Here is a 13,833-nt window from a genome sequence, read left to right as displayed (position 1 = left end):
TGGTCTCCCGATCGGTTCAGGCGTCTGCGGTCACGGCAGACCGGAGGGACTGGTCCGATTCTGCTTCTGCCGCGTCATCGGGTGCGCCGCGGCGCAAGTACGGGCTGGCCAGGGCGGGCAGGATGGCGGCGATCGCCAGGACTGCCAGGCCGATCCCGAGGATGACCGGTGCTCGCAAGCCGTGCGGCGGGATGAGCGCGGAGCCGACAGCGGACCCGATGATGACGCCGAGGGTGATGAACGAGCCGTGGATCGTGTTCACCAGTGGTGCCGTGCTTCCCGCACGCTGGACGCGGACAGCCATGGCGGGGTTCATGGTGACGCCGACCAGGCCGATGCCGAGCATGAACGCCAGCGCCAGGGACGGAATGTCGGTGAAGAGCGCAAAGCCGGTGAGGAAGAGGGCGTTCAGCGCCGTGCCGAACAGCAGTGTGGAGATCGTGTGGTTGTCGGCCAGACGGCCGACGACGAGATTCCCCACCAGGGTTGCCGCTCCGTAGACGAGCAGAAGAACGGGCACGAGGCCGTCCGAGAAGCCGGTGACTTCGGTGAGGATCGGGGTGAAGAAGCTGAATGCCGAGAACGTCGCTCCGATGATGAGCGTGCTGGAGGCGAGGGCGAGCAAGAACTGCGGCTTTCGCAGCACAGCCACGTCCGAACGGGTCGACGCGGCGGGCTCGACCCCGCCGCCGGCCGGTGCGGCGGGGTTCGACACGAAGGCCAGCGTCAGGACGGCGGCGACCAGGGTGATCGCCGAGATCGTCCAGAACGCTGCCTGCCAGCCGAACCGGCCACCCACGAAGATCGCGAGCGGCAGACCGAGCAGAGTCCCGAGCATCAGCCCGTTCATGACGACGGCGACCGCGCGTCCGCGCACCCGCTCGTCGACCAATTGGACGCCCATCGAGACCGAGATGCCGAAGAACGCCTGCGAGGCGGCCCCGCTGATGATCCGGGCGAGGACCATCATCGGATACCCGGTCGCGAGCGCCGCGATGACGTTGCCGACGAGGAAGACCGCGAAGATGGTCAGGAGCGCGCTCTTCGGCGGAACCTTGAGCAGGGCATAGGTGAGCAGTGGGCCTCCGACGGCCATCGCGGCGGCGAAGATCGTCACGAGGTAGCCGATCTGCGGGATCCCGGTGCCGAGGCCTTCCGCGAGCTGGGGCATGAGGCCTGCGACGGTGAACTCGCTGGTCACCATCGCGAACACCCCGGCGGCGAGGACGTACACCGCGGGTGGGACGGCCTTCTTCACGGCTGGTGCTGTTGCTGCGTTCAAGAGAGAGCCTTTCTGTACTCTGTTATCCAAAATGCAGGCATGAAGAAACGCCGCCGGGCAGCGGTGCTGTCAGTGCAGGAGCGAGCTCAGTCCGGCCAGGGCGATCCGCCGGAGCGTCTCGACGTCGACGCCGGTCTGCGCCGTCACGCGCAGGCCCGAGATGACGGTACTGGCGAGCACCGCCCCGTCGTCGGGATCCACGCCTGCGGCGATCGACCCGTCGATCTGACCGGCCCGGATCGCTCCGGACAGAAGCGAGAGCCTCGCGCGCAGGTCGCGGTCGAGGATCCGGGCCACGCGCTCGTCCCGCTCGCGCAGGTCCGGGTTCATGAGGCTCTGTACGACCATGCAGCCTGCCGCGTGGCCGCGGTTCGCGGCCTGTAGCTCCTCGTCCACCACGACGTCGACCAGGGTGCGCAACCTCTCCGCGCCCGTCAGCTCGTCGTCGGTGAGGATCGTCGACTGGCGCGCTCCGGTCGTCGCGACATAGTGCTGCAAGGCCCGCACGAACAGCTCGTCCTTGGAGGTGAACGCGTTGTACAGGCTGCTGCGGCGCACGCCCGCCGCCTCGCAGAGCTGCTCGGTCGAGGTCTCGGCGAAGCCGTGCACGCGGAACTCACCCGCCGCGGCGTCAAGCACGGCACTCTCGTCGAACGTGCGCGGTCTGGCCATGAAGCGAAGCTAGCACGTTTTGGATGACAGAATCCATAACGCCTTCTTCGAAGCCCGAGACGCCTCGCCGACCGTCATCGACCTCCTGCCCCGCAACAGCTGGGAACGGCCCCTGACACCCGGCTCCCCAGCCCTGTCCCGATGCACTGACAGGCGCCGTCGGGGACCGCGCCCCCTCCGTGCCGGTTCGTCGGAGACCGCGCCCCCTCCGTGCCGGTTCGTGAGGAGACCTCATTCCGGCCCCCCTCTCCAGCCCTCTCTCCGGCCCCTTTCCTCCGTCGTGCGAGACTCCCTCCCTGGTCGGCGAGAGGACAGGGGCAGGGGCGTGGAGAAGTCCGAGGCGAAGCGGTTGCTGGAGCGGGCTCGGGAGACGTGGGAAGCGGAGGAGTGGCTGCGTTCCGCCGAGCTGTACGAGCAGGTCCTCGCTCACTATCCGGACGAGGGCCCCAGCGCCGAGTGGTGGTACGACGCGGCGCTGGCGTACAAGTTCCTGCGCAACTGGGCGAAGGCCTGTGAACTCGGCCGTGAGGCTGCTGCCCGGGCGCCGCGCGGCGAGCAGGACCCGGCGTTCTGGAACCTCGGGGTCGCCGCCACGATCCAGCGTGACTGGTCGACCGCCCGTGACGCCTGGGAGGGCTTCGGAATCCCGATGCCGGAGGGCGAGGGCGAGATCCACGGCTCCTTCGGCCCGGCGTGCGTACGGCTGGACACCGGCGGCCAGCGCGAGGTGGTCTGGATCCAGCGGCTCTGCCCCACGCGAGGACGCGTCCTGAACGTTCCCGCCACGAAGGGCCGCCGCTTCGGGGAGATCGTCGTGCACGACGGGGAGCCGACCGGCGAGCGGACCTACGACGGCCGGAGCGTCTCCGTCTTCGACGAACTGCTGCTCTTCGAGGCCTCTCCGCTGCCGACGCTGCACGCCACCGTCAACGCGCCGGACGCGTCCGACGTCGAGGCCCTGGTGGCCTCGTTCTTCGCGCGGGACTTCGGTGCCGAGCCGGCGAGCAGCTTCCACATGCTGTGCGCGTGTTGCAGCGAGGGGCGGGTCGACTGGGACGAGGCCGGAGCGTCGACGCACGGCGGCTCACAGACCGTCTGGCTGGCCGCCCCCGAGGACGAGGCCCGGCAGCTCCTGGACGCCTGGGCGGCGGACGGCGAACGCGGCTGGAGCGGACTGGAGCTGTCCGACTGAGCCCCGGCAGGGCTGGGTGGGTCAGGAGGGTCAGGACCGGCGCGTACCCCTGGCACCGCTTCGGTTTCCTGACGCTCTCTCTGCGCGCCCGGAGGCCACACCCGTTCGTCCGGGTGCGGCCTCTTCCGGCAGCGACGCGAGCGGTCAGGCCATGTCGGGGGACCCTTCTCCCGTCAGGGCCGTGTACGCCGCTTCCGCGCGGCGGGCCTCCGGGACGTGCGCGGGCGCGTGGGCGAGAAAGGCGCCGGTGGTGCCGGAGAAGGTGATCGCGCCCTGGGCGAGGGCGGTCACGTGGTCCGCCTCCTCGGCCAGGTCGGCCACGTCGTGCGTCGACAGGAGGACCCGCACCTCCCGGGAGGCGAGCCCGATGACGAGGTCGCGGAAGACGCGGCGCTGGGTCGGGTCCATGCCGGCCGTGGGTTCGTCGAGCAGCAGCACCTCCGCACCATGCACCAGGGCGGACGCGACGCCCACGCGCCGCAGCTGACCGCCGGAGAGCCGCTTGGTCTTCATGTCGGCGTGCTCGGTCATCCGGACCTGCTCCAGTGCACCTGTGGAGGCGTCCCAGGCGGCCCGGCGGCTCATCCCCTTCAGCCATCCCGTGTACGCGACCTGCTCGCGCGCCGTGAGACCGGTCATGGCGGTGACGGTCTGCGGCATCCAGGCCACCTTCGTGCGGTACGCCTTCGAGTCGGAGGACAGACGCCCGAGCCGTACCGACCCCCGGCTCGGCTGGTTCACCCCGGCGGCCAGCTTCAACGTGGTCGTCTTTCCCGCCCCGTTGGGGCCGAGAAGAATCGTGAAGCCATCAGGGACCGTGTAGCTGAGCCCGGAGAGAATGCTGCGCGAGCGACGCCCGTACGCGTAGGAGACGGCGTCGAGTTCGATGGACACGGGGCGGGCGGCCTTTCAGGAGGTGGGACGGCGGCGGGTGTGGCGGAGCGCGACCAGGCCGCAGAAGAAGACCGCCAGGCAGAAGAGAGACGTGGGGACGTAGCCGGCGGGATGCAGGGTGACGGCCCAGGGCCAGGGGCGGTGGAAGTCGCGGTAGCCGACGAAGGCGGCGGCGAACACCCAGGCGACGGGGGCGACGGTCGCGGCCTGTGGGTGGACGGCTCCGGCGACCAGCATGAGGCCGGTGAGGAACAGGGTGTTCCGGGCCGCCTCGTACGCGGACGCGGAGCCCGCGAACGCCCCGACGACCCAGGCCGCCGACACCGCCACGGCGACCGTGCACAGGACGAGCGCCACGTCGTACCGCCGGACCGGGCGCACGGACAAGTCCTCGGCCTCGGGCAGCCGCTGGGCGAGGCTGTGCCCCAGGACGGCGGTCACGATCAGCGGCGTCAGGTGCATGAGGAAGAGGAGGTTTCCGCCCGAACTGATCAGTCCGGGCAGGGCCACCGACTCTCCGTGGGCGACGGCGGCGAGCAGCGTGAACGCGAGCAGGCCGGGCACGACGACCGTGGTGAGGCGGCGTCCCTTGTACCACCAGATCACGAGTCCTCCCCCTGGGGGCCGGTCGCGGCAGGGACGCCGGCCGGCCGCTTCGGCATGCCACGGCACGCCTTCGCCTGCTCCTGCTCGAACCAGGCCGTGCGCTGTGCGGCGGTGGGCAGCGCCCGGCCCTTCGCGGCGCGTTCCTTCACCTTGGCCAGGACCTCGGGCCCGTTCGCGAACTGCGCGTACTCGCCGGAACGCCAGCGGAGGTAGGGGTCCTGGGCGTCGACGGTGTACGCGGCCCAGAGCATCGCGGCGTCTCGGTTGACGATCCAGGCGGTGGGGGCGTCGGTGGTGACCGTGGCGGGGAAGGCGCAGGGGAAGGTGACGGAGCTGAGCAGGACGGCGTAGCGGATGCCCGCGATGCGGCCGTCGGGCCCGGCCGTCTCCGCCTGGGTGGTCAGTGGCAGCCACCAGGTGGAGGTGGTCGAGCGGGGGCGGGTGCTGGTGCGCTCGTACAGCATGCCGTCGGTGACGGTGGACGGGACGGTGACGTCGACACCCGCGGCTTCCAGCTTCTCCAGCGATTCGACGACCTCGGACCGTACGTCGTCGAGCCGCTCGACCGCGCCGCCCGTCTCGGCCATGCAGACCCGGGGCGCCTCACCGGCGCAGCGGGCGGGGGCGTGGCCCGCGCTGACCGGCCCGTCGGCGATGCCCCAGCCGGAGGCCGTCCGCGCGCTCACCACCACCGTGCCGAGCGCCACGGTGGTCGCGAGTATCCGAAGCGGCAGGTGGCGGGGGCCGGGGATCCACCAGGTGGCGACGGCGGCGGCCACGGCGGCGGCGACCAGGAAGGGCAGGAGGACGGTCGCGAGGGAGTAGTACTCGCCGAAGGCGACGCCCGTGTCGAGCTTGCCCGAGAGGTGCCGGGGCCAGAGGTGGTCGCTGTAGGCGGACGACTTGTTGATCAGGTAGTAGGTGGCGACGGCCCCGATGGGTGCGGCGATCTCGCGCCGGGCGAGGTGCCCGAGGACGCAGCCGACGACGGCGTACGCGCCCACGATGCCCATCCCCATGAGGAGCGGCAGGAGCGCGGCCGGCGTGGGCAGCAGCCGGGTCTCGACCAGACGCATGCCCACGGGCAGCAGGAGGATCGCCCAGCCGGCCCCCACGACGGGAGCCAGCACCTGTCCGGCCACCCGCCACCTGGCCCGGCCGGGAGCGAGGTCCCACACCCGGTCCCGCCGCAGCCGCCCGCCCTCCCAGGTCGCGAGGCCGAGGGTGATGGCGTACGCGAAGGCGTAGAAGTAGTTCAGGGCGAGGGCCACCTGCTGGGCGGCCCAGAGCGGCCCGTCGATCACCTCCTCGTACGAGTCCTCGAAGTGCAGGGCGTAGAAGAAGTAGAAGGCGACGATGCCGCCCCAGACCGGCGCGGTCCAGAGGGCGGCGGAGGAGCGCAGGAGGGCTCGGAACTTCAAGGGGGCACCGATCGCATGGAGGACGGCCGGAACGGCGCTCCGGCCCGGTGTGTGCGGTTCAGCCGGAGTCGTCGGTCGACGCCAGTCGCTCGCCACACCCGGGTTCGTGGCAGTCGCCGGGGCCATTCGATGCGCACTCCGGGAAGCTGTCTGTGACGGAGGCCACCCCTCCGTGGCAGGCCGGGGAATCGTGCCCGGAAGTGACGCCTGGATGGCCGGAAGGTGTCGTCCCGTGAGAGGTCGTCGAGGGAGTCGGGCGGGCTGTTCCTCCCGTACGGCCCGGAACCGGCCGGTTCCGGCGGCCGTCGACGTCCGCAGGCGTCCCCGACGAAGGCGACCGCCCCCGGTCCCCCGAAGGCCGCCGCCCCAGGTCCCCCGACGGCCCCTCGCGGTATTCTCACGCTGCGGGCCGGCCCCGCCCGGGGTCGTCGGGTCGCACTCCGCACGCGGGTGTCGTGGGCCGGGGCACCAGTACGCAGGGCACCTGGTGAGGTCACCAGGTGCCTTTTGGCATCCATCATCGGTGGGAGGGCTGCGGGATGACGAACAGTGAGCGGGAGGGCCGGGGCGCCTCCCCGCGCCACGGCCAGGACGACGGCCGGGGCGCCTCCCCGCGCCACGGCCAGGACGACGGCCGGGGCGCCTCCCCGCACCACGGCCAGGACGACGGCCGGGGCGCCTCCCCGCGCCACGGACAGGACGACAGCCGGGGCGCCTCCCCGCGCCACAGGCAGGACGACAGCCGGGGCGCCTCCCCTCGGCGGCGCGGGCAGGGCGAGTTGGAGGCTCAGGTGCTCGCCGCGCTCCGGCAGGCGCCGGGGGCGCGGACCGCGGGCTGGGTGCAGGAGCGCCTCGGCGGCGGGCTCGCGTACACCACCGTCATCACCATCCTCACCCGCCTCCACGTCAAGGGCGCCGTGAGCCGCGAGCGGGCCGGGCGGTCCTTCGAGTGGACCGCCGTCGCCGACGAGGCCGGGCTCGCGGCCCTGCGGATGCGGAAGGTCCTGGACGGCGAGGCCGACCGGGACGCCGTCCTCACCAGCTTCGTCACCGGCCTCTCCGCGCACGACGAGCGCCTGCTGCGGGACCTGCTGGCCCAGGAGCCCGGCGAGGCGGAAGACTGACGGCATGGGGGTCTTCGTCTTCCTGCCGCTGGTCCTGCCCCTCACGGCGTGGCCGGTGGCCCGGCTCGCCGCCCACCGCCTCCATCCGAGGATGGCGACCTGGCTGCTGACCGTCCTCTCCGGCGTCCTCGCCGTGTGCAGCACCCTCTGTCTCGGCCTGCTCATGGTCGTCGGCACCGCCCAGCTCCCCGGCAACCCGCTCCCGGACGGCTGGTCCGATCCCGAGGTGCGCGAGGCCGTCCCGTACGACGAGGTCGCCGGCCGGTTCGCCATCCCCGCCCTCGTCCTCGTCGTCGCCTCCTGCGCCCGCACCGCCTGGCACCACCACCGGGTCCGCCGCCGCGCCGGCCGCGCCCTCGCCGGGCTGCCCGCCACCTCCGTCGTCGTCCTGCCCGACCCGAAGCCCTACGCATACGCCCTGCCCGGCCGCAGGGACCGCGTCGTCGTCACCACCTCCCTGCTCGCCACGCTCACCGGGCCCGAGCGCCGCGCGCTCTTCGCCCACGAACGCGCCCACCTGGACGCCCGGCACCACAGGTTCCTGCTGACCGTGCAGCTCGCCGCGCGCGCCAACCCCTTCCTGCGGCCCCTGAGCACGGCCGTCGCCTACACCACCGAGCGGTGGGCCGACGAGGAAGCGGCCACCCGGGTCGGCAGCCGCCGCACCGTCGCCCGCGCCGTCGGCAAGGCCGGGCTCGTCTCCCGGGGCGCGCCCTCCCCGGCGCTCGCCGGCTTCGCCGCGCAGGCCGGACCCGTGCCGCGCCGGGTCGCCGCGCTGCTCGCCCCCGCTCCCGCGCCCCGCCGCTGGCCGTCCGTCTTCACCAGCGCGGGCCTCGCCGCCTGGGGAGCCGCCGCCGGGACCACCGTCTCCGCGCTGTCCTCGGCGAACTCGGCCGTCACGCTGTTCCTGATCCTGAAGGCCGCGACCCCTCTCTGACCGGGCCCGCGCGGTCCTATCCTGGCCTCCACCCCCCGGGGGAATCGGGGGTACGGGGAAACGGGGTGGACGATGGAATGGTTCTGGTGGGTCCTCATCCTCTTCTGGACCGGTGGCCTCGGCTGGGCGGCGGACAACGTCCGCACCGCGCTGCGCCACCGGCACGAGCGGAAGATGGAGGTCCTGGAGGCGTCCAAGCAGGAACGTCTCGCCCTGGAGGCCGTGCACAAGGCGCCGGAGCCGGTGTGCGGGTGCACGCACCACCTGGCGAAGCACGACCGGAAGGGCCGCTGCCACGAGCGGGTCGAGGTGCCGACGGCCTGGGACGAGAACAAGAAGCCCGTCCGGTACGAGCCCGGCGCGTGCAACTGCCAGCAGTACGTGGGCCCGCAGCCGCTCTCCCAGGTGTACGCGGACGACCTGACCGACCTGGCCTGAGACGGGGCGCACCATGGACAGACTGCCGTTCGTCGACGAGCACACCGTCCTCGTCGACTCCGGGCCCGAGGAGCTGTGGCGGAGGCTGCTCGTCCAGGTGGAGCGGTCGCTCTCCGGGGCGGCCGGCGCGAGGTACGCGCGGCTCGTGCGGGCCGATCCCGTGGCGGCGGGCGGGCCCCGGCCGCTGGACGGGGGATCCGCGTTCCCGGGGTTCCTGGTGGCCGGGTTCGAGCCGGGCCGGGAGCTCGCGCTCCGGGGCCGGCACCTGTTCTCCACGTACGCGCTGGTCTACCGGATCGAGGCGCTCTCCGACGGCCGCTCGCGGCTGCGCGCCGAGACCCGCGCCGTCTTCCCGGGCGTGGCCGGGCGGCTCTACCGGCTGCTCGTGATCAGCAGCGGGGCCCACGCCTTCGCGATGCGCCGGATGATGGCGGCCTACCGGCGGGGGCCGCGCGCGGCGTGAGGGACACGTGCGGCCTGAGGGACACGTGCGGCCTGAGGGACCCGCGCCGCGCGAGGGACCCCGTCCCGCTCAGCGCAGTTCCTCCGGGCAGGCCGTGCCCCGTGACAGCTTGTACGGGGCCGCCAGGCGGTAGACGCCCGCCTTCGGGGCGACGAGCTCCGTCCACTCGTCGCCCTCGGCGTCCGGCTCCGCCTTGAAGAGGCAGCCCTCCTCGTTCGCGAAGACCTTCGGGAGCTCGGTCTCCGACTCCTCGCGGGCCGTCTTCGACGCCTCGGTCTCCTGCGGCGGTTCGATCTTGCCGCCGTTCTCGTCCATGAGGGCGAGCCACGGCGAGTACGGGACGCGGATGAGGACCCGGCCGGGGCTGTCGACCCGGATCACGACCTCGTTCTCCTCCGCGCTCTGCACCTGGGCGGGCGGGTCCGCCAGCGGGGTCGGGTTCTCGACCTCGTACAGCCGCCAGTTCGCGTCCGACCAGATCTGGTGGAGGTACGGCAGTCCCTCGCCGACCAGCTTGGCCTCCCGCTCGGCGCCCGAGTCGGGGGCGCCGGTGGGCAGGACGACGTAGTGGACGGCCCAGCGGTCGAGCCACTCCTGGTAGTTCACCGCGTTGAGGGTGTCGTCGTAGAAGAGCGGGTTGCGCTCCATGTCGGCCTGCCGGTTCCAGCCGCGCGCCAGGTTGATGTACGGGCTGAGGGCGGAGGACTCGCGGTGGCTGGACGCCGGGACGACCTCGACCCGCGCCTTGCCCGCGTCCCGCACCTGGAGCTGGTTGACGAGCGGCGCGAGCTCACGGGCCCAGGAGGCGTCCGGGGCGGTGCGGATGACGTCGTCGACGCCCTTGAAGCCGATCCAGAAGTTCAGCCCGGCGAACGCGAGCAGCAGCGCGTACCAGCGGCGTGAGCGGGGCGCGGTGTACGGCAGGGCGGCGAGCAGCACGACGCCCGCGAAGAGCATCGGCAGCCGGGAGATGTTCGAGCCGATCTGGGAGTCGATCAGCCAGGTCAGGAACGTGCCGATGGTGTAGACGGCCGCGGCGGTGCGGACCGTGCGCCAGTCCCGGGGGACGAGGACGAAGGTCAGGATCCCGAAGAGCAGCGGGAGGGCCGTCGAGCCGAAGGCCATCGGCTGCGTGCCGGAGAAGGGGAAGAGCCAGGAGGAGAGGGCGACCACCGCCACCGGGGCGAGGCCGAGGGCGTACGCGCCGGGGCGCCGCTTGTTGAGGAAGAGCGCCGCCGCCGCGACCCCGAGGAACAGTCCGGCGACCGGGCTGCACGCCGTCGCCAGGCCGGCGAGGGGGGCGGCGACGGCGGCCTTCGCCCAGCGCCGGTAGCGCCAGCGGTGCGGCCAGCAGAAGACGGCGGCGACCGCGCCGAGCGCGAACATCATGCCGAGGCCGAAGGTCACCCGGCCGGAGAGCGCGTTGCAGAGGAACGCGAAGACGGCCGCGACCGAGCAGACCAGGGGGTTCCGGACCGCCCGCACCCGCACCAGGATCAGCGCGGTCAGGGCGGCCGACAGCGTCCCGGCGACCATCATGGTGCTGCGCACGCCGAGCACCGACATCAGGTATGGCGAGACCACGCTGTACGAGACCGGGTGCATCCCGCCGTACCAGGCGAGGTTGTACGCGGAGTCCGGGTGCCGTCCGACGAACTCGGCCCAGGCGTCCTGCGCGGCCAGGTCCCCGCCGCTGTTCGCGAAGAAGAAGAACCACAGGACGTGCGTGAGGGCGGCGAGTCCGGTGGCCGCCATGACCGTGTAGCGGCGCTTGCGCCGAGGGGCGCGGGCGGGCGCGGGCGCGGCGGCCGGGGCGGAGGGTGCCGGGACGGGTCCGGGGGCCGGCGCGGGCGCGGGCCGCTGGGTCGGCAGCACTATTCGCGAGAGCGAAGCGGGGTCGGTATCCGTGGGCGGGCGGCCCTCGCCGTCCCCGGTGTCAGGAGCGTCATGGGGCTCACGGTAGACGTCGGGGTCGGAGTCCGCGCGGTCGGCGCGTGTCGGCTCGGCGGTGGTCACTGCGGCCCTTTCCCGTGCTGCCCGTGTGCTGCGCGCCCGCCGCCCGCCCCGCTTCCGGCGCGGTCAGGCGGGCCTCTCGTCCCCCGGAGACGCTAACAGCCGGGCGCCCCGGGGCTTCCGGGGCGCCCGGCCGAGCGGGTGGCCGCTGGGGGCCGGCCGTCAGCCCACGCGGGTGAGCTTCTTGTCGAAGCCGGGCTCCACCAGGTCCGCCGAGAGGGCGACCGGGGAGCTGACCTTGCCGGCGCCGGTGCCGATCGACACCTGTCCGACGATGTCGCCCGCCTTGCCGGAGTGCGGGACGGCCTTGCCGCCGTCGGTGAGCTCCAGCTCGACCTCGAGGCCGGGCCAGCCGACCGCCTTGAGCTCCTTGGTGGCCACGACCGGGGTCCGGCCGCCGAGCCCGTCGTCGACGTAGCCGAGGAGCTGGCCCTTCTTGACCACCGCGGCCGAGGTGACGTCCTTCTGGGCCTGCTGGATCAGCTTGAGGCTGTAGCTGATGGCGAGGTCCAGCTTGTCGTTGAGGATCTTGGCGTTCTTGGCGCCCATGACGATGCCGAGGACGCGGCGGTTCTTGCCGTCGACGACGGTGTTCGCCGACCAGAGCAGATTGCCGCCGGCCGGGGTGGAGGAGCCGGTCTTGATGCCGTTCACGCCCGGCTCCAGCAGGATCGTGTTGTTGTTCTCGATCCGGCCGGGGATGCCGTCGACGGTCAGGTTCGGCATGTTGACGATCTCGCGGAAGACGTCGTACTGCATGACCGCCTTCGCCAGCTTCAGCTGGTCCTGCGGGGTCGACATGGTGCTGTCGAGGAGGCCGGACGGGTCCGTGTACGTGGACCGGGTCATGCCCAGCTCCTTCGCGGCGGCGTTCATCTTCTCGACGAACGCGGCCTCCGAACCGGCGTCCCAGCGCGCGAGCAGCCGGGCCACGTTGTTCGCGGAGGGGATCATCAGGAGCTGGAGGAGCTCCTTCTCCGTGTAGGTCTGGCCCTCCTTGACCTGGGCCGTCGACTCGTGGGTCGCCCCGGCCTGGTCCGCGGCCTTCTTGTCGATCGTGATCTCGGGACCCTGCTGCTTCCCCTTGATCGGGTGGTCGCGCAGGATCACGTACGCCGTCATCGTCTTGGTCACGGACGCGATCGGGGCCGGCTTCTGCGCCCCGTACAGGCCCATGGAACCGACGCCCTCGACCTCGACGGCGCCCTGCCCCTCGCCGGGCCACGGCATGGCGAGCTTGCCGCCGCCGAAGGTGAACGTCGGCGCGGCCGACAGGGTCAGCGCGGGCGCGGGCAGCGGGCGGACCATCTGCGCGATCGCAAAGACGATGAGGAGGAGCAGGACCAGCGGGGTCCAGATCCGGAGCCGGCGCACGGTGGTCCGCAGCGGGGTCGGCGGCGGGGGCGGCGTGTTGGTGAGCTCCGCGAGTAGGTCCAGCGGCGGCAGCGGGGGCAGCGGCTGCTGCCGGGTCCGCTCCGCCTCGGCGAGCCCGGCGGGCGCCGGCGAGGCCACGGGGGCGGGCGCGGGAGCCTTGGAGCCCGGCGCGGGCGCGGCGGGGGCCTTGGCGGCCTCCTGGGCCGTCCTGGCGGCGTTCTCGGCCTTCTCTGCCTTCTGCTCGGCGGGGATGTCGGGCCGCAGCGCGCGGAAGACGCTGGTGCGCTCGCTGTCGGAGTCCGCGGCGGGCGTGGACGGCAGCTTCAGGGCGGTCGTCGGCTGGTCCACGACGGGCGGACGGACCATCTTGAACATGGTCGTCGGCTGGTCGACCGGCTCGTCGTCCGGCTCGTCGTCCGGGGAGGAGTCCTTGGCGGCGGCGTCGGAGGAGTCCTTGGCCGAACCCTCGACGGCGGCCTTGGCGGAGCCGCCGCCGGACGGGTCGTCGCCGGAAGCGTCCTCGGCCGCGTCCTCGGCGGAGCCGCCGGAGACCTCGCCGGACCGGGTCGCGGGCTTCTCGTCGGCGGCCGGCTTCCGCGCGGCGAACCAGGACGCCGAAGCGGCCTTGTCCTCGACGGGCTCGCCCTCGGGCTCACCCTCGGAGTCGTCCCCGGCCTCGCTGTCGTCGTCCGACTCGTCCCCGGCCTCGTCGGCCTCGGGCTCGTCGTCCCGCGGCTCGTCCGCGCCCTCGGCGTCGTCGGCCTCGTCGTCGGCCTCGTCGTCGGCCTCGGGCTCGCCGTCGTCCTCGGGCTCCGGCTCGTCCCGCCCCTCGGAGCCGCCGGCCGACGCCTCGGCGCCCTTCCCGGACTCCTCCGGCTCCTCCGCCGTCGCGACCCAGGCCGCCACGGCGGCCTTCAGGCGGTCGCCCTCCGGCTCGGCGGCCGCCTCGGGCTCCGCCGCGTCCGTCGCGTCCGCCGCCGTCTCGTCCGCGACAGGGGCATCGCCCGCGCCGGACTTCTCCGCGGCCGGCTTCTCCGCCGCAGCCGTCGTCTCCGCGGCCGACTTCTCCGCCGCCGGCTCGTCGTCCTCCGGCGTGCGCGGCGCCAGAGTCTTGAACACGGCCGTCGGCTGGTCCACCCGGACCGCCGAGGACGTCGCGGACTCTGACTCACGGAGCACGGAAAGCCGAGGATCCCGGCCGCCGCCGCCCGAGGCCGCCGTCTCCTGCGACGACCCCTGCTGCTCCGCCCTGTCGGGGGACTCGCCCGCCACCGTGCCTCCTCCATGCGTCATACGTACGTCCGAACCGTCTACCAGTGTCCTGTGTGAACCCCTTGGCTCCCGTGCTAGACGAGAACGACATACCTACCGGTTCCCGGATGAACCACCCAGGCACTCTCGACAGATGAATGTGAGA

12 protein-coding genes are annotated in these 13,833 nt (G+C 72.9%); 5 read left to right on the top strand and 7 right to left on the bottom strand.

Annotated features, from left to right (window positions below):
* Positions 1-16: 16 nt before the first annotated feature.
* Both ACFYXU_RS34445 and ACFYXU_RS34440 read right to left on the bottom strand, forming a co-directional pair.
* On the bottom strand, positions 17-1,258 hold the full coding sequence (locus ACFYXU_RS34445; protein WP_389461543.1) for an MFS transporter: 1,242 nt from the start codon (positions 1,256-1,258) through the stop codon (positions 17-19).
* 93 nt (positions 1,259-1,351) lie between these two features.
* Positions 1,352-1,954: a TetR/AcrR family transcriptional regulator gene (locus ACFYXU_RS34440; RefSeq protein WP_389461541.1), complete on the bottom strand. Its 603-nt coding sequence runs from the start codon at positions 1,952-1,954 to the stop codon at positions 1,352-1,354.
* Positions 1,955-2,279: 325 nt separating this feature from the next.
* On the opposite strand from ACFYXU_RS34440, the gene ACFYXU_RS34435 reads away from it, so the two are divergent.
* Positions 2,280-3,146, top strand: coding sequence for a tetratricopeptide repeat protein (locus ACFYXU_RS34435; protein ID WP_389461539.1), 867 nt, complete (start codon positions 2,280-2,282; stop codon positions 3,144-3,146).
* 144 nt (positions 3,147-3,290) lie between these two features.
* Here ACFYXU_RS34435 and ACFYXU_RS34430 read toward each other — a convergent pair whose 3' ends face one another.
* The 3 genes from ACFYXU_RS34430 to ACFYXU_RS34420 are packed head-to-tail and all read right to left on the bottom strand — an operon-like array spanning position 3,291 to position 6,067.
* Positions 3,291-4,040 carry an ABC transporter ATP-binding protein gene (locus ACFYXU_RS34430; protein WP_389461537.1) on the bottom strand — a complete coding sequence of 250 codons (750 nt, stop codon included), beginning with the start codon at positions 4,038-4,040 and terminating at the stop codon, positions 3,291-3,293.
* A gap of 15 nt (positions 4,041-4,055) precedes the next feature.
* Complete coding sequence (locus ACFYXU_RS34425) at positions 4,056-4,646, bottom strand: hypothetical protein (protein WP_389461535.1); 591 nt, start codon at positions 4,644-4,646, stop codon at positions 4,056-4,058.
* Positions 4,643-6,067 (bottom strand): hypothetical protein, encoded by a 1,425-nt coding sequence (locus tag ACFYXU_RS34420; RefSeq protein ID WP_389461533.1) that lies wholly within the window; start codon positions 6,065-6,067, stop codon positions 4,643-4,645. Before ACFYXU_RS34420 ends, ACFYXU_RS34425 begins: the two co-directional genes overlap by 4 nt.
* A 779-nt stretch (positions 6,068-6,846) precedes the next feature.
* Between ACFYXU_RS34420 and ACFYXU_RS34415 the strand changes: the two genes are divergently transcribed.
* From ACFYXU_RS34415 to ACFYXU_RS34400, 4 genes are all read left to right on the top strand, one after another.
* The gene (locus tag ACFYXU_RS34415) at positions 6,847-7,191 is read left to right on the top strand and encodes a BlaI/MecI/CopY family transcriptional regulator (RefSeq protein WP_329853398.1); all 345 of its coding nucleotides are present in this window, start codon (positions 6,847-6,849) and stop codon (positions 7,189-7,191) included.
* A 4-nt stretch (positions 7,192-7,195) separates the two neighbouring features.
* On the top strand, positions 7,196-8,128 hold the full coding sequence (locus ACFYXU_RS34410) for a M56 family metallopeptidase (RefSeq protein WP_329853156.1): 933 nt from the start codon (positions 7,196-7,198) through the stop codon (positions 8,126-8,128).
* 72 nt (positions 8,129-8,200) lie between these two features.
* On the top strand, positions 8,201-8,566 hold the full coding sequence (locus ACFYXU_RS34405) for a hypothetical protein (RefSeq protein WP_361394598.1): 366 nt from the start codon (positions 8,201-8,203) through the stop codon (positions 8,564-8,566).
* Positions 8,567-8,579: 13 nt separating this feature from the next.
* Entirely contained in the window at positions 8,580-9,029 is a 450-nt protein-coding gene (locus ACFYXU_RS34400; protein ID WP_361394595.1) for a hypothetical protein, read from the top strand.
* A 69-nt stretch (positions 9,030-9,098) separates the two neighbouring features.
* Here ACFYXU_RS34400 and ACFYXU_RS34395 read toward each other — a convergent pair whose 3' ends face one another.
* Together ACFYXU_RS34395 and ACFYXU_RS34390 are read right to left on the bottom strand one after the other, a co-directional pair.
* Positions 9,099-10,784, bottom strand: coding sequence for an MFS transporter (locus ACFYXU_RS34395; RefSeq protein ID WP_376508370.1), 1,686 nt, complete (start codon positions 10,782-10,784; stop codon positions 9,099-9,101).
* Between the two features lie 420 nt (positions 10,785-11,204).
* Positions 11,205-13,688, bottom strand: a complete 2,484-nt coding sequence (locus ACFYXU_RS34390) for a serine hydrolase (RefSeq protein WP_389461531.1) — start codon at positions 13,686-13,688, stop codon at positions 11,205-11,207.
* Positions 13,689-13,833: the final 145 nt, after the last annotated feature.

Origin of the sequence: Streptomyces sp. NPDC002232, assembly GCF_042890295.1 — a bacterium.
Classification (GTDB): domain Bacteria; phylum Actinomycetota; class Actinomycetes; order Streptomycetales; family Streptomycetaceae; genus Streptomyces.
The sequence above is the reverse complement of the archived record's forward strand: the minus strand, read 5'-3'. Positions and strand labels throughout refer to the sequence as shown.